Origin of the sequence: Pseudoalteromonas sp. 1_2015MBL_MicDiv (assembly GCF_002407505.1) — a bacterium.
GTDB lineage: Bacteria > Pseudomonadota > Gammaproteobacteria > Enterobacterales > Alteromonadaceae > Pseudoalteromonas > Pseudoalteromonas fuliginea.
On record NZ_CP012737.1, the window covers coordinates 3,478,000 to 3,494,510 of the forward strand.

Sequence of the window (16,511 nt, forward strand, 5' to 3'; positions counted from 1 at the left end):
TTAAATCACTTTGTTTTATTAAACTCCAAACTACATTGGCGTTGTAAAAACACCTCAAGCTGCTGACTAAATAACTTAAAGTCGCGAATTCGTCCTGTTGTTTTACGCCACAATATACCGATATCACGGTATGCATCGCTTTGCGATGGTGTCGCTGTCATATTTTTATTATCTAAAATCCCTGCATTAATTGCCATTTGCGGTAAAAAAGTCACGCCAAGTTGATGTTCAACCATGCTAAGCAAAGTATGCAAGCTTGCTGCTTCAAATGGATTAATACAACTAGCACGATTTAAGTGACACGCACTAAGCGCATGCCCTGTCATACAATGCTCACGCTCCAGTAAGAATACACTCGCATCTGGTAGCAAATTAAAGTCCTCTACCCCCTTTGCAGGCATATATTCTTTATGATGCACTAAGCTAAAATGATCTTTTGCCAAAATTTGAGTATGAAACTTATCCGTTTCGTATGGTAAGGCTAATAGCGCTAAATCAATATGACCATGCTCGAGCTTGTCGAGTAGTTTATCGCTCGTGTCTTCTATCAATACCAGCTCTAAGTCGCAAAAAGTTTGTTTGCAAAAGTGATAGAGCGGCGCAGCAATAAAGCTCGCTATAGTCGGTATTACCCCCACGGTTAACTTACCGCTGAGGGGAGTTAAAAAGCTTTTAGTCAGCTCTTTTAAGCTAATTGTATCATTAATTATTTTACGAGAACGCTCTACAACTTCTTCGCCGATGCTGGTAAACATAAGGCTACGATTTTCTCGCTCGATGAGCTGACAACCAAGTGTTTCTTCAAGGTTTTGAATCGCACTACTTAAAGTGGATTGACCTATAAAGCACGCGCTCGCGGCACGCCCAAAGTGTTGATGTTGATGAACAGCTAATAAATACTGTAGCTGTTTGATGCTTGGAAGATTGGTCATTTTTTCTTTCCACAAATAAAAAGACCCCAACACCTAGGGCGTTGAGATCTTTTCAAGCTAAAAGTCTTTAAGTACTTTTTTGTTAAACCCCAAAAGCGGTTCTTAGTACGTAGAAAATAACAATAGCAAGGGCAGCACCAACTGGCAACGTAATTACCCAAGAAACTACAATGTTTCTGATTACGCCCATATTAAGTGCTCCAATTCCACGTGCCATACCTACACCTAATACCGCGCCAACTAAGGTCTGAGTAGTAGAGATTGGCATACCAGTACCTGATGCAATAACAACCGTTGAAGCAGCAGCTAGTTCAGCAGCAAAACCACGGCTAGGCGTTAAATGTGTAATGCCTTCACCAATTGTTTTAATTACTTTTTTACCTAAAATAGCAAGACCGGCCACAATACCAAAACCACCAAGCGGTAGAATCCACCATGCAATAGCGGCTTTCTTAGCAATTTCACCATTGTTTTCAACAATGTTTACAACAGCAGCTAGTGGACCAATAGCATTAGCAACGTCATTAGAACCATGGGCGAATGCCATACAACATGCAGTTAATACCATTAATACAGCAAATACTTTTTCAACATTGTTGAACTGCATTTGCTTATCCGCTTGAGGATCAATCTTCAAACGAGAAATAGCAATTTTACCAATAATACCCACAATAACCGCAATAGCGATAGAAAGTGCATAGCCTTCAACAGCACCTAAATCTATGCCAACATGCTTTAAGCCTTTTTTAATTGTAACTAAAGCCATAATAAAGCCCGCTAGACCCATATAAAGCGGTACATAACGTTTAGCATTTTTAAGTGGAGCGTCTGTATCAAAAATAAGCTTTTGCGCACTCATAAATATTAAGTATGCAATAAAGCCTGATATAGCCGGTGTTATAATCCAACTACCAACAATACCACCTACTTTATCCCATTGGATTGCCTCAGTACCAACAGCAACTAAAGCAAAACCAATGATTGCGCCAATGATTGAGTGAGTAGTTGATACCGGCCAACCTAGGAACGAAGCCATTAATAGCCATGTTCCGGCTGCAAATAAAGAAGCAATCATGCCCAGAACCATAAGCTCAGGAATATCTGCAAATGGTGCTGCATCAATAATTCCTTTACGGATTGTTGATGTAACCTCACCACCTGCTAAGTAAGCACCTGCAAATTCAAAAATCATCGCAATAAAAATTGCTTGTTTGATTGTAAGCGCTTTAGAACCTACTGAAGTACCCATAGCATTAGCAACGTCATTCGCGCCAATACCATAAGCCATAAAAAAGCCGACTGCTGCGGCAATTAAAATTAATACCGTGCCGTAAGATGCAATGATATCCATTGTGTAACCTTAATCTTTCGTAATTGAACTGATTTTAAATTAACGAGCTAACATCAGCTCAAGACGTGATCCTACGCGCTCTGCAATATCTGCAAGCTCGCCAACCCACTCAATGATTTTGTATAAAAACATTACATCAATTGGATTTAGCTCACCTTCTACAACTCGCAGTTGGCGACGTACTTTTATTTGCATTTCATCCGTGTCTTGTTCTATCGCATCCAATTCTACTAGCATTTTTTCTACTAAGGTCACTTCGCGACCTTTAAAACCAGTTTCTAGCAATTCTTCTAACTCATTAATTGCTTTAGATGCTTGTTTAGTTGCATCTACACAACGAGTTAAATAAGCAAGAAAATCAACTTGCATAACTTTAGGAATGGTCATTTCACGACCAATCACACGTCCAGCAATGTCTTTCGCTTTATTAGCAATTTTGTCTTGTTGGGTTACTAATTCGAGCAGATCTGTACGCTCTACCGGCATGAATAATCCACGCGGTAGCTGTAAACGTATATCTCTTTTCATATCATCGGCTTCACGCTCTAAATTACGAATAGTGATACGAAGCTCTTCTGCTTGTACCCACTCTTCTTTAAATACGTGATTAAAAAAAGGTATCAAAGCTTTACTTGCTTGATGAACCTTCTTGATGTGTTCTTCCATAGGTTTGATAGGAGATTTTGCAAATACTCCTAAAAACGCGTTTGTAGGCATAACTGACCCTTTAATCAAATTGATATGCTTTGCAGCATGAATTTTACAGCATTCACAACGATTGTGAATGCTTTTTATTGCTTCACTTGTGCTAACAATGCACAAAGCGACACAAGGCCGCTTTAATACAAAAGAATGAAATAATTAAATTTATAGAGATTTTTCTATATCTTCTTGAGATGTATGACGAATATCTTTGCCATTTACGAAATATATAATGTATTCCGCAATATTTTGGCAACGATCTCCGATACGCTCAAGCGAACGCACAGACCACACTAAATCCATAATTTTCGGGATTGAGCGAGGATCTTCCATCATATAGGTCATTATTTGACGTGTAATGGCTTCATACTCTCTATCTACCTTTGCATCTTCCTTGTGAACCTGAAATGCACGTTGTACATCCATACGCGCAAACGCATCAAGCACATCATGAAGCATTTTTAATACTTGGCGACCCATATTTTCAATATTAACTAATAAATCTTGCTGATCTTTAGTAAATGAATCCAATGCCACTTTTGCAATGCGCTTTGCTTCATCGCCAATACGCTCTAAATCAGCAATCGTTTTTGCAATTGCAATTACTAACCGTAAATCACTGGCTGCTGGCTGACGACGAGCAATAATGCGAGTGCACTCTTCGTCAATGTTCACTTCCATAGCATTTACTTTGTAATCGTTCTGACGCACCTTTTGAGCAAGCTCTGCATCGTTACGACTAACGGCGTCAAGTGCGCTGCTTAGTTGTTGTTCAACGAGGCCTCCCATGCTTAATACATGGTTGCGTACATTTTCTAGCTCTTGATTAAACCGGCCAGAAATATGCTTATTGATATTATGTTCCATAATTGCCTTCTCTCTTAATCTTATACAACACGTTATAACGGGCTAATTAACCGTAACGACCGGTAATGTAGTCTTCGGTCTTTTTCTTAGTTGGTGTTGTAAATAAGGTATTTGTATCTGAATACTCAATCAATTCACCCATATACATAAAGGCTGTTTGATCAGACACTCGCGCTGCTTGTTGCATGTTATGTGTAACAATAACAACGGTAAATTTGTTTTTTAAATCGTTAATAAGCTCTTCAATTACCAACGTTGAAATTGGATCAAGCGCTGATGTAGGCTCATCTAATAGTAACACTTCTGGCTCAATCGCAATTGAACGAGCAATAACTAAACGTTGCTGCTGACCACCCGACAAACCAAACGCACTATCGTGTAATCTGTCTTTTACTTCATCCCACAATGCTGCACCACGAAGCGACTGCTCTACTACTTCGTCTAATTTACGTTTCTCTTTAATACCTTGTAAGCGTAGTCCATATACCACATTCTCATAAATAGATTTAGGAAATGGGTTCGGACGCTGAAATACCATGCCTACGTTACGGCGAAGTGCGGCTACATCAACACTTTTATCATATATATTTTGCCCATGAAGTAATATCTCACCTTCAATTCGGCAAATATCAACCAAATCATTCATGCGGTTGATACAGCGCAGCAATGTTGATTTACCGCAACCCGATGGGCCGATAAACGCGGTTACTTGACCTTTAGGAATGTTCATATTCACTTTATTAAGTGCTTGCTTATCACCGTAGTAAAGATCGAGATTTTTAATCTCTAACGCTTTTTGATCGTCAGTTAAGTTTTCTAAATCTAACTTCAAGCCTAAATTTGCTTGGTTTACTTGTGGAGCGACTGTAATCATGTTTGTTACCTATAAAATCTTTACAAATTAGTGTTCAAGCGATCTGAATTTTTCACGTAAATGATTACGTATACCAATAGCCGTTATGTTAAGCGTAATAATCACCGACACTAATAAAAAGGCCGTTGCGTATACCAGCGGACGCGCCGCTTCAACATTAGGACTTTGGAAGCCAACATCGTAAATATGAAAACCTAAATGCATGAACTTTCTATCTAAGTGAAAGTACGGGAAGTTGCCATCCAGTGGTAATGTAGGTGCCATTTTCACAACGCCCACCAACATTAGTGGTGCAACTTCACCTGCAGCACGTGCAACTGCCAATATTAAACCGGTCATAATTGCAGGACTTGCCATTGGAATTACTATACGCCATAACGTTTCAACTTTTGTTGCGCCAAGTGCGAGTGAACCATCGCGCACAGTACTAGGAATACGAGATAAACCCTCTTCAGTCGATACAATAACAACAGGTAAAGTCAGTATAGCGAGCGTTAACGCCGACCACATTACACCAGGTGTACCAAATACTGGGGTTGGTGATGCTTCTGGATAAAATAATTGGTCTAAGCTGCCACCTAACATGTATACAAAAAAGCCAAGGCCAAATACACCGTATACAATTGAAGGAACACCCGCTAAGTTAATCACCGCGATGCGAATCATTTTAGTGATAGCATTTTTAGCGGCATACTCGTGCAAATAAATTGCAGCAACAACACCAAACGGCGTCACGATTACAGCCATCAACATAACCATAAACACTGTACCAAATATAGCAGGAAAAACGCCGCCTTCGGTATTTGCTTCACGTGGGTCATCAGATACAAACTTACCTAACTGTACAAAGTAGTGCCCTAACTTTGCAAAAAAGCCCATGTCGTTTGGAAACCAAACATCAAGTACTTGGTACATAGGAATAGTAACAATTTCACCGCGCATATCTTTTACGGTTACGTAGTCACGTTTAGCTTGCTTACGTAGTGCAAATAAATCTTTTTCAAGTACGCCATATTCGGCACGTAAATCAGCACGCGCTTGAGCAAGCTCTGCTACACGTTCATCTGTTAATGCGTTATCGAGTAAGTAGCCCTTTTCTTTTAAACGAAGACGCTCAAGTTCGTAGTTAATATGGCCTATATCGCCATTTTGTAAATCGAGTGCCTCATCGTTTAAATCAACAGCACGTTCAACAAGCTCATGTAGTATTTCTACTTTATCGCCAGCCACCGGCTTGCCATCTTTAATTACATTTTCTACATAGCCATAAAAGTTACCGTTTTTGCTACGTTCGAATACTGCAAGTGCCGCTGGCGTTGATTTATCTTTTATGTCAGTTTCTAATATCCAACGAAAATCTAAATCTACGTATTCCCGATTACCCGTTTTTATCAGTAAACGTTCAAACTCTTCTTTATCGAATGCAGATACATCAATACCCGTTGCCGTCAGACGCTCTTTAGGAACAAGTTCACGGTCGTAAATTTCACCTATTACGGTTTGTTTTGCAATTGACCCTTCAAGTTCAAACTGTACAACTTGAGAAGGCCAAAAAAAACTTAATCCCTTCCAGGCTATCATTGCTAAGATACCTAGCACTGAAATTAAACTGATGCTCACTGCACCACCGGTCATCCAAATCCAAGGAGAACCAGACCTAAACCACTGCTTTATCATGTCGTGTCTCTCCACTTACATTGAGCTGTATTTTTCACGTAGTTGCTGACGAACAAACTCAGCCACTGTGTTAAAAATGAAGGTGAATATGAATAGTACAAAAGCGGCTAAAAACAAAATTCTATAATGTGAACTACCCACTTCTGACTCTGGCATTTCCACCGCAATATTTGCCGCAAGAGTACGCATGCCTTGGAAAATACTCCAATCCATAATAGGTGTATTACCTGTCGCCATTAATACAATCATTGTTTCGCCAACTGCACGGCCTAACCCCATCATTACTGCTGAAAAAATACCTGGGCTGGCTGTTAGTAATACAACACGCACAAGCGTTTGCCACTGAGTAGCTCCCAGAGCTAATGAACCGTTTGATAAATGTTTTGGTACACTAAATACCGCATCTTCAGCAATCGAAAATATAGTAGGAATAACCGCAAACCCCATCGCAATACCAACAACTAACGAGTTGCGCTGATCGAACGTCATGCCTAATTCATTCGTTAAATATTGGCGAACATTGCCATCAAACATCCACAGTTCTATTGTTTCGCTCATTGCGAACGAAAACCAGCCAATAAGTAACACAACCGGAATAAGGATGATTGAATGAGAACCTTCTGGTATTTTATGGCGAATGCTTGCAGGCAACTTTGTCCAGCCTAATGCCGTACCTAAAATACCCAATGGTAGTAATACCAATAACCCAACAATGGCTGGCAAATGCTCTTCAATTAAAGGAGCCAACCAAAGGCCAGCTAAAAAACCTAAAATAACAGTGGGTAATGCTTCCATTATTTCTACGGTTGGTTTCACTACCTTACGAAGCTCACTCGACATAAAGTAGGCTGTATAAATGGCTGCAGAAAGTGCAATAGGTACCGCAAATAACATGGCATAAAATGCTGCCTTTATTGTGCCAAACGAAATAGGTACGAGTGAAAACTTAGATTCAAAGTCATCACTTGCTGATGTTGACTGCCAAATATAACCCGGCTCAGGGTAGCCTTCGTACCATACTTCTTCCCATAGCGCAGACCAGGTTACCTCAGGGTGTTCGTTATGTATTTCAAGTACCGTAAGTTTATTGTCAGCTAAAATTAATGCGGCGTTAGAGCGTGGTGCAATAGCAAAGTCTTTAATAGCACCTTCACTCACCTTGCCTTGCCATAATTTGGCTTCGCTTGTTGTATAGTACACACCAAGTTCGCCATTACTGCTGGTAGTAAAAAAAGTTCGGCGATAAAACTCTGTAAATATATTTAACTTACTTTGTTTGCTTGTTTCAAATGAGCGGATTTTTTGATATTCACGACCAGTCTCAGTATTTACTTCAAACCATTGTGAAACCTCACCATTATCATTAGCAAGCATCAATGAGTTAGCACCGGCAAGTAATTGTGCAGATACTATATTTGCATTTTCTTCATTTGCCGAAAGTAATTGAATTAGCTCAACGTCGCTTGAATCACGTGTATCGTATACATAAATTTGATTAGCTGAACGAATAAAAGTACGCGTTGTATCAGGTGAAATTAAAAGCTCATCGACGCGCCCTTCAATGTTCAACTCAGTACGTTCAACAACCCACTCTACCTCGCCAGTAAACATGTTTTCTTCAGCCACAAAGCTACTAAACAAAACACGTTTGTCAGCCGTTAATGCCACAACAGCTGTTTTATCTTCATAATGACTAAATGCAAAACGCGATATAGCAGCGCCTTCTTCATCTACTTCTAGCGCCATTTCGCCAAGTGGGTAATCAACTCGCGGCGTTAATTTACGTTCATTATTTGGAAACGTGACTAAAAATTTAGGTGCAACAATCACCACCGAACCGTTTTGTAAGCCATAGGCATATTGCCCCTGAAACGGTGCACTGGTCGCAAAGCTACTCACTTCACTTGGTAGTTCTACATCAAGTGTTTTAAGTTTTTTACCAAAACTAGCTTTTTCTACATTGTAAAAATCTACATTGCCTTGCTTGCTAAGTAAAAAAGCAACTTCTGTTTGCTCTTCAACACCTAAACCAACAATTTGATCTGCATTGGCAACATTGAAACTGTCGCGCTTTTCAACTTTTGCTGATTCAAAAATCGGTTGTACTACATAAAGGAGGTAGAAAAAAATTAATAGCAGCGCTATTAATACCATTACTCCACCTGCGGTTATGCCAAACTTGGCAAACCGATCTTTAAATAGACGGCTTCGATCCGTATTAAAAGTCGGCTTATTCGGATTGGAAGTCATCAAAACACCCTTAAATCTTAACGTTGCATAAATTATATTTCATCAAGATGACAGTATTGTTACAGCGGTAACAATAAACCTTTTTAGCCAGGTAATAATAAGGTGGTTTAATTCATTGCATATTTTGCATTAAACGAATAGTTTATAAGTTAACTTAATTATAAATTTATTGGACAAAGTATTTATCGAGGTCAATACTGAAAGGCGCCTAATAAATAACAATAGCAATGAGCTAAGCACCTAGTGCACATTGCTAGACGCGCACAACTCTAGGGTTTGAACCTATCGTTTATAAAACAACCCATAATATTTAGATTTAAGTTAGATAAACACTTAATGCCTATGCATTTACCTTCTTTGGGCTTAAAAAAGAGAATTATTTATGAAGCAGTTGGTTATAACAATTTTAGGGAAAGATCGCCCTGGCTTAGTAGAAAGCATCTCAACCATTATTTTAAAAAATAACGGTAATTGGCTCAGCAGTAATTTAAGTCATTTGCTTGGTCACTTTGCGGGGATCATACAGCTAGAGGTCGCTGAAGAGCATTTACAATCACTTCAAAATGCATTAAACGCATTGCCTAAGCTTGATGTACGTATTGAAACCGGCAATACAGAAATAGAACATGTTGAACTTGAACAGCTAAACTTTGTGATTACAGGAAACGATCGCCCTGGAATAGTACAAGAACTTGCCAGTGTTATTCGCCATAAGGGCGCTAACATTACACATTTAAACTCAAGGCAACAGAGCGCCCCAAACTGGGGAGTCCCTATTTTTAGCGCCGTAGCTACCATAACATTACCTAATGGAATGAATAAAGATGAAGTAATTGATGCTCTCGAATCGATAACTAGTGATTTGATTGTTGATGTTGAAGACGTTTAACCTTCCTTGATGCGTGTCATAAACCTGACACGCATGTCATTTTAATGTCATGAACTTGCACTATATTTTATTTAGCATCTAATCGCGGAATAAAATATGAATGCCCATACAGGAAAAACGCAAGTTATTGAATATTTTGCAAAAGAGTTAAGCTGGCTATCGTTTAACGAGCGCGTATTACAAGAAGCAAAAGACAAAAGTAACCCAATCATTGAGCGTATGCGTTTCTTAGGTATCTTTTCAAATAACCTTGATGAGTTTTTCAGAGTTCGAGTGGCCGATGTTAAGCGCCGTATTTTATTAAGCAAACTACCTGATGCTAATTTTGAAGAAGACGAAGTTCTTTTAGGCCAAGTACAAAAAAAAGTATTATTGCTTGGTAAAAAATTTAACCAAGTTCATCAGCAAATTTTAAGTGACTTAACCGCACATAACATCCATGTTGATCGTCCTGAAAAGCTAAGCGAATTCCATTTAAATTGGTTGAAAATTTACTTTAATGACAATGTACTACAGCATATCTCGCCCATATTACTTGATGAAAATAAAGATTACTCAGATTACGTCAACGACACCATGACCTATCTATTCGTAGAAATGTGTGACGAAAAAAGCCATTACGCTATGCTCGAAGTACCCACAGACCGCGTGCCAAGATTTATAAATTTACCGCCTGAAAAAACTCGTCGCCATAAAACTATTGTGATGCTTGATGACGTTATTTTATATTTTTTAAATGATGTATTTAATAGCTTTTTTAGTTTTAAAACAATTCAAGGTTACTCAATTAAGCTTACTCGCGATGCAGAATATAACCTTGATGACGAACTAGAAGAGGGCTTATTAGATAAAATGTCTAAAGGCCTCAAACAGCGTATTTACGCAGAGCCCGTTCGTTTGGTATATGACGAAACCATGCCTGATAATATGCTTAAAGTAATGAAAAAGCGCCTGAGCGTAACTCATCACGACGCACTTATCCCAGCAGGCCGTTATCGTAACTTTAGAGACTTTATAGCCTTTCCTAATGTAGGGCGTCAGTACCTTGAAAATAAACCGCTGCCGGCATTACAAAGCGCTGCATTTAATAAACACACCAGCGTATTTGATGCTATTAGCGAACAAGATATTCTCCTTTATTATCCGTACCACACATTTAACCACTTACTAGAGTATGTGCGTCAAGCAGCATTCGACCCAAAAGTTACGCAAATTAAAGTTAATATTTATCGCGTTGCCAGTAAATCTCGATTGATATCATCACTCATCAATGCCGCTAAAAATGGTAAACAAGTCACTGTAATGGTCGAGCTAAAAGCTCGCTTTGATGAACAAAATAATATCGAGTGGGCAAAGATATTAAGCGGCGCAGGTATTAGAGTGATTTTTGGTATACCCGCGTTAAAAGTACACAGTAAGTTATGTATTATTCATCGTAAAGAGAAAGGTCAAATAGTAAAGTATGCACACATTGGCACTGGTAACTTTCACGAAAAAACAGCAAAAATCTATACCGACTTTAGTTTATTCACAAAACATGTTGGGATCTGCGAGGAATGCGATAGCGTATTTAAATTTATAGAAAGTAGCTACAAACCTTTTAATTTTGAATACTTAATGCTGTCACCTGTAAATGCTCGTGACACTTTACTTGATTTAATCGATAAAGAAATTCAGCATGTAGAGAACGGTTGTGCAGGTAAAATTACTATTAAAGTAAACAACCTTGTTGATAAACAACTTGTTGATAAACTCTACTACGCTGGTCGTCGCGGCGTTAAAATACGTATAATTGTACGTGGCATGTGTTCATTAATACCAGGGGTAGCTAGATTTAGCGACAATATAAGAATAATAAGCATTGTAGATCGCTTTTTAGAACACCCAAGGGTAATGGTTTTTGGTAATAACGCAAACGACAAAGTTTATATTTCATCTGCTGATTGGATGACCCGTAATCTCGATCACCGCGTTGAGGTGGGCGTGCCTATTTTAGATGCGAAATTAAAGCAGCTCATTATTGATATTCTAGAACTGCAATTTAAAGACCGTACAAAAGCACGCTTAATCGATAGCGAACAAAAAAATGCCTATGTAAGACGTGGAAACCGTAAAAAAATCCGCTCGCAAATAGCGATTTATGACCACCTAAAAAAGTGGGAAGGTAACTATAATAATGGATGATCACCCCTCTATTGCCGCTGTCGACTTAGGCTCTAATAGCTTTCATTTAGTGGTTGCCCGTGAAGTGGATGGCACACTGCAAATTCTGCATAAAGAAAAGCAACGTGTATATTTAGCTGACGGGCTAGACGATAAATTTAGGCTAAGCCAGCAAGCAATTGATCGTGCCTTAATAGTGCTTAAACAATTTGCAAATACTCTACAAGACTTCCCTGCATGTAATGTAAAAGTAGCTGCAACGTATACTTTTAGACGAGCTAAAAATATCCATGCATTCTTAACACAAGCCAGTAAGATCTTTCCATTTCATATTGATGTTATTGCAGGGCAAGAAGAGGCACGGCTCATTTATCAAGGTGTCGCGCATTATGTACACAATGAAGAAAACCGCTTAGTAATTGATATTGGCGGCGGCAGCACCGAGCTAATAATAGGTAAGCACTTTAAACATAAGTTACTCACAAGCCGAAATATAGGGTGCGTAAGTTATACCAAGCAATTTTTTAGTGACGGCATAATAAACGCCAAACGCTTTAATAAAGCAGAGATAAAAGCAGAACAAGAAATAGAGGTTATTTTTGCTAATTACATCAATGAGGGTTGGCAAAACGTTATTGGTACATCTGGCACTATTAAATCTATTTTGGCTATGGTGGGCGCCCAAAACCCGCATCAGCCTTGTATAACCTACAATGATTTAGTCACCCTTAAACAACAATTCATAAATGCCAGACATAGCGATAATTTACTCATTGAAGGTTTAACACCGGAACGACAGCAAAGTATTTGTGGCGGTTTAGCGATACTCATTGCTATTTTTAGAGAGTTTTTGATTAAAGAACTAACTTATAGTGATTTTTCGCTACGTGAAGGTTTATTACATGAAATGCAGCAAAAGTTGGCCGATAAAGACATTCGTAGCAATACCATTAATAACGTAAGTGATAGATACACTGTAGATAAAGCACATGCAATCCGTGTTACTAACACTGCAACTTGGCTTTATGAGCAACTTAAAGCGCCGTGGCAGCTTGATAACAATGATGATATTGCCTTGTTAACATGGGCTGCTAGTCTTCACGAAATTGGCCTATCAATTAACTCTTCGGGTATTAATAAACACAGCGCTTATATTGTTGCTAACAGCCAGCTGCCCGGCTTTACCCAACAAGAACAGGTAATATTAAGTTCGTTGATTCGCTTTTACCGGAAAAAAATTAGGCTCGATGAGTTACCTGAATTCATAACTATTTCTCAGCAGCAAGTGCTCAAGCTTATTACTATTTTGCGTTTAGCGATTCTATTTAATCAAAAACGCCAAGTAAGCCAAAAACCCAATATGGAAATTAGCGCAAATAGCACCGGCTTATTTATAAAATTTTGCGATAACTACTTGCAAGAACACACACTACTACAAGCTGATTTAATACAAGAACAGCGTTACTTAAAGAAAGTGGGTATAGCGCTTGATTGCTCCTAAAACTAACATATATCAAAAGCAGGATCAGTAATACCCCGCTTTTTCAGCTACATATCCATATGACGGTTAGTGCTTTGCATCATTTGCTTTATGCCTTGCTTTTCGAGCTCTAATATTTGTTGAAGCTTTTCTTGTCCGCTTTGGGTTTCGGCGCGTTCAAGTAAGTATTCGTATAACTCAATTACTTTTTGATGTTGCTGTGCTAAATAGCCTTGAATAACTTCTTCATCAAATTGCTGATCTTTACTAATATCTTCAAAAGTAATTAGCTCAGGGTTTTTAGCAAAGTATTCATAACAGTACGTATCGAGCGTATTTATTTCGGTTATCGCTTTAAACCCGACCAAATCTTCAGCCAGTTTTTTTTCATAATTTAAGTAATAGTCCACCAGCATTGCATTATGTTCATCAAGTAAATCCTTTACGCTATGAAAATTAGCCGCCATTTGCGTATGAAACAAAATGGTCCAATCGTATACCTCTTTAATTGTTTTAACTTGCATCTGCATTCCTTATTTAGTTGACTGAAGTACAATGTTGCGTAAAGCGTGCCAATTAAAAAGGTATTTAAAAACAGTTGGTTAATTTAAATATGAGTAATAACTAGCTATTTAATAGAACAACTTACAAATTATAGGTAATTTTTATAGAGCAATGCGTGGGAAGTAACCGCACTGCTCTATCGTCTTGTTGCTTTATATTATTTAAGTCCTTGTTTGCGCCACAGTAGGTAAACCGCAGGAATAACAAGTAAAGTAAGTACAATTGCACTGCCCATACCGCCAACCACAGGCGCTGCTATTCGGCTCATTACTTCGCTTCCAGTACCGGTGCCATACAGCACAGGTAGCAAGCCAATAATAATGGTCGCGACAGTCATCATAACCGGGCGTACTCGAAGCCCTGCTCCTTCAATAATAGCTTGCTGTAATTGCACTAAGCTAAGCGGTTTTCCGGCTTGCTCTGCTTCGAGGCACTTTTCTTGATAGGCTTGGTTTAAATACACCAACATAATGACCCCTATTTCTACCGCTACCCCTGCTAAGGCAATAAAGCCTACACCTACTGCAACTGAAAAGTTAAAGCCCTCTAGAGCTAAACTAAACAGCCACTCTAATCGAACAAACAAAAAGTTACTATTAAACTTAATTTTAGGTTAAGAATTTATCTTTTATCACCGAGTTACTTTCATTTCATCCATCAAATAAGTCACTAGTGCTCTTAATCTAAATTCCACGCATGAAAATAGCTGCATGGTGCAGTTGTGATTTATTACTGAACAGTTTTACTGAGTAGCTTACGTTTTATGCCAGTAACTTTTCGCAGTTACTGATATTCGCCCACCGCTTTCTGTTTAAGTTTTTACAGTAACTTGCTTGTGAACTTGGCCTGCCTACTGCACCACGAAATACGCGTGTAAATTGCGTAGTCAGTTTTAACCAGTTTTCTGGGGATATATTTAACCTTTCAAGCAAAGGAAGGTTCATATTATCAATATACCCGCGTTTATCCTCTCGTATTATTCGTCCTGTTAATTCAACAAGCTCAAGGTACGATTTAAGCTCAAACGGCAGCCCTTTTGGCATTGTTTGACGAGGCTTGCCTGCAAAGCGCAGTAGTGGTTTTGGTTGCTTACCTTCTTTTGCGTGTGTTATGCGTTGCTTGATGCTGGTATGGTTTGACTCTACGGGCGTTTCTGCCATTTTTGCTCTAATGGGGTTTAAATCAACATAGGCCATACAGGCAGCAAGGGCTGCTTCATCTAATAATGCTTGAGACGTAAAGCGCCCCTCCCAAAAGCGGCCTGTGCAATTATCTTCTTTATTTGCTCTGCGGGCTATATCTTCATTTAGTAACCGCATAAACCAGCTAATATTGGATAGGCGCTCGCGGTATTGGTTTACTGTTTGGTTAAAAAAGATAAGTTCAGCTTTACTTAGCTTTTCGCCCTGTATGTATTTTTGTGTAAGAGCGGTGCCTTTACACAGCTTATGCCAGCGAATAACAATCGCTTTATCATTCAGCCTATTCGCTTTCTTATCATCAACATACAATACTAAATGGGTGTGATTACTCATTACGGCATAAGCACATACATCAATACAAAATATTTTTGCTAATTCCAGTAACTTATCTTCAACCCAGCCTCTGCGATGCTCGTAAGATTGACCAGTAAAGTGGTCTTCACCACACAAAAAAGCACGGCGCACGCAACGCGAAATACAGTGGTAGTATTTTGTATCAACCAAACTTATTTGTCGTTTTCTTGCGATGGCCATAAGACATCCTGCTTGTTTTTTACACTAAATAAAGCGTAGTACTTTGAGCGTAAAAGTGCAAAATTTTGAGTGGATGTCTAGTTTATTTGGTTAGTAGAGTAATTAGGATGGGTGTCATCCTAATTTGCCACACAAAAAAGCACGGCGCACGCAACGCGAAATACAGTGGTAGTATTTTGTATCAACCAAACTTATTTGTCGTTTTCTTGCGATGGCCATAAGACATCCTGCTTGTTTTTTACACTAAATAAAGCGTAGTACTTTGAGCGTAAAAGTGCAAAATTTTGAGTGGATGTCTAGTTTATTTTTCTAGTTTATTTTTGACTTCAAGGGAGCGTCCATATATGTCTTGCTTATTTTCGTCTTGCTTATTTTCGTTGGTATCACTCAACTCTTGTAATTCCACCAGTTCGTTTTAAATCATTATTTACCGAGTTTAAAACGCTTGGAGCTTGCGCAATTAAATAGAATATTGTTTCATAGCCTCTAACTGGATCTGTGTTTGGCATCAATTTTGATGTTTATACACTAGCTCGTCTTGACTTCAAGGGAGCGTCCATATATGTCTAGTTTATTTTTTTGCATAAGGTAAAATCAAGTAAATTCCATATCTTCAGCTTGAGTGTAACTCGACATATCTTCCGTGAATTCAATCGAAAATAAATTTCCGTACACTACGTAAAATATGGCCCTAAAAGGTTTGTTATTTACTTTAAAGTCGATTTTCATTAGTTTGTACTCATCTTCTGAGTCACGAAATTTATCGCTCCTCTTAAGACTGTATGAAAAGCCTTCAATCTTATTGAATGAAACAATAGTCTTCGGCGCATAAACCCGCTCCATTAAATTAACTTCAGAAAGCTGAGACTTTAATGTATTACTTTCTTCATTTGATAATCGAGAGGCTAATTCTTCAATCAGGCGCTCCTCTAAAGATGTCATAGCCACCCCTGTCTCGCTACCGAGTACCAATTTTGGATGTGCAAGCAGCAACTTAATTCCAGTCAAAAGTTTTAAAATCAAAAT

13 protein-coding genes and 2 pseudogenes are annotated in these 16,511 nt (G+C 38.6%); 3 read left to right on the forward strand and 12 right to left on the reverse strand.

All coding sequences use genetic code 11. The features are described 5' to 3' along the window. Nucleotides 1–5: 5 nt before the first annotated feature. The 7 genes from AOR04_RS15660 to AOR04_RS15690 all read right to left on the reverse strand — a co-directional run bounded on the left by AOR04_RS15660 (nt 6) and on the right by AOR04_RS15690 (nt 8,653). Nucleotides 6–932, reverse strand: a complete 927-nt coding sequence (locus AOR04_RS15660) for a hydrogen peroxide-inducible genes activator (protein ID WP_007375988.1) — start codon at nt 930–932, stop codon at nt 6–8. Between the two features lie 82 nt (nt 933–1,014). Next, nucleotides 1,015–2,283 carry an inorganic phosphate transporter gene (locus AOR04_RS15665; RefSeq protein WP_007375987.1) on the reverse strand — a complete coding sequence of 423 codons (1,269 nt, stop codon included), beginning with the start codon at nt 2,281–2,283 and terminating at the stop codon, nt 1,015–1,017. 39 nt (nt 2,284–2,322) lie between these two features. After that, complete coding sequence (locus tag AOR04_RS15670) at nt 2,323–3,000, reverse strand: TIGR00153 family protein (protein WP_007375986.1); 678 nt, start codon at nt 2,998–3,000, stop codon at nt 2,323–2,325. 150 nt (nt 3,001–3,150) lie between these two features. Further along, the gene (gene phoU, locus AOR04_RS15675; RefSeq protein ID WP_007375985.1) at nt 3,151–3,852 is read right to left on the reverse strand and encodes a phosphate signaling complex protein PhoU; all 702 of its coding nucleotides are present in this window, start codon (nt 3,850–3,852) and stop codon (nt 3,151–3,153) included. A gap of 46 nt (nt 3,853–3,898) precedes the next feature. Then, nucleotides 3,899–4,726, reverse strand: a complete 828-nt coding sequence (pstB, locus tag AOR04_RS15680) for a phosphate ABC transporter ATP-binding protein PstB (protein WP_007375984.1) — start codon at nt 4,724–4,726, stop codon at nt 3,899–3,901. 27 nt (nt 4,727–4,753) lie between these two features. Continuing rightward, nucleotides 4,754–6,403 carry a phosphate ABC transporter permease PstA gene (pstA, locus tag AOR04_RS15685; protein WP_007375983.1) on the reverse strand — a complete coding sequence of 550 codons (1,650 nt, stop codon included), beginning with the start codon at nt 6,401–6,403 and terminating at the stop codon, nt 4,754–4,756. A 15-nt stretch (nt 6,404–6,418) separates the two neighbouring features. Beyond that, complete coding sequence (locus AOR04_RS15690) at nt 6,419–8,653, reverse strand: ABC transporter permease subunit (protein ID WP_033016368.1); 2,235 nt, start codon at nt 8,651–8,653, stop codon at nt 6,419–6,421. A gap of 382 nt (nt 8,654–9,035) precedes the next feature. Here AOR04_RS15690 and AOR04_RS15695 point away from each other — a divergent pair, with 382 nt between their 5' ends. The 3 genes from AOR04_RS15695 to AOR04_RS15705 all read left to right on the forward strand — a co-directional run bounded on the left by AOR04_RS15695 (nt 9,036) and on the right by AOR04_RS15705 (nt 13,206). After that, on the forward strand, nt 9,036–9,542 hold the full coding sequence (locus AOR04_RS15695; RefSeq protein WP_007375981.1) for a glycine cleavage system protein R: 507 nt from the start codon (nt 9,036–9,038) through the stop codon (nt 9,540–9,542). A 96-nt stretch (nt 9,543–9,638) separates the two neighbouring features. Further along, on the forward strand, nt 9,639–11,726 hold the full coding sequence (gene ppk1 / locus AOR04_RS15700) for a polyphosphate kinase 1 (protein WP_033038204.1): 2,088 nt from the start codon (nt 9,639–9,641) through the stop codon (nt 11,724–11,726). Continuing rightward, nucleotides 11,719–13,206 carry a Ppx/GppA phosphatase family protein gene (locus AOR04_RS15705; RefSeq protein WP_033032126.1) on the forward strand — a complete coding sequence of 496 codons (1,488 nt, stop codon included), beginning with the start codon at nt 11,719–11,721 and terminating at the stop codon, nt 13,204–13,206. The genes ppk1 and AOR04_RS15705 overlap by 8 nt, the downstream gene beginning before the upstream one ends. Before the next feature lie 47 nt (nt 13,207–13,253). Here AOR04_RS15705 and AOR04_RS15710 read toward each other — a convergent pair whose 3' ends face one another. The 5 genes and pseudogenes from AOR04_RS15710 to AOR04_RS15730 form a co-directional block, all read right to left on the reverse strand. After that, complete coding sequence (locus AOR04_RS15710) at nt 13,254–13,709, reverse strand: hypothetical protein (protein ID WP_096793849.1); 456 nt, start codon at nt 13,707–13,709, stop codon at nt 13,254–13,256. A 197-nt stretch (nt 13,710–13,906) separates the two neighbouring features. Beyond that, a pseudogene (locus AOR04_RS15715) lies at nt 13,907–14,305 on the reverse strand (efflux RND transporter permease subunit); the annotation flags it as partial. Nucleotides 14,306–14,510: 205 nt separating this feature from the next. Next, nucleotides 14,511–15,485: a transposase gene (locus AOR04_RS15720; RefSeq protein WP_096793851.1), complete on the reverse strand. Its 975-nt coding sequence runs from the start codon at nt 15,483–15,485 to the stop codon at nt 14,511–14,513. Between the two features lie 123 nt (nt 15,486–15,608). Further along, a pseudogene (locus tag AOR04_RS22150) lies at nt 15,609–15,704 on the reverse strand (Mobile element protein); the annotation flags it as partial. A gap of 375 nt (nt 15,705–16,079) precedes the next feature. Then, nucleotides 16,080–16,427 (reverse strand): hypothetical protein, encoded by a 348-nt coding sequence (locus AOR04_RS15730; RefSeq protein WP_157770553.1) that lies wholly within the window; start codon nt 16,425–16,427, stop codon nt 16,080–16,082. Nucleotides 16,428–16,511: the final 84 nt, after the last annotated feature.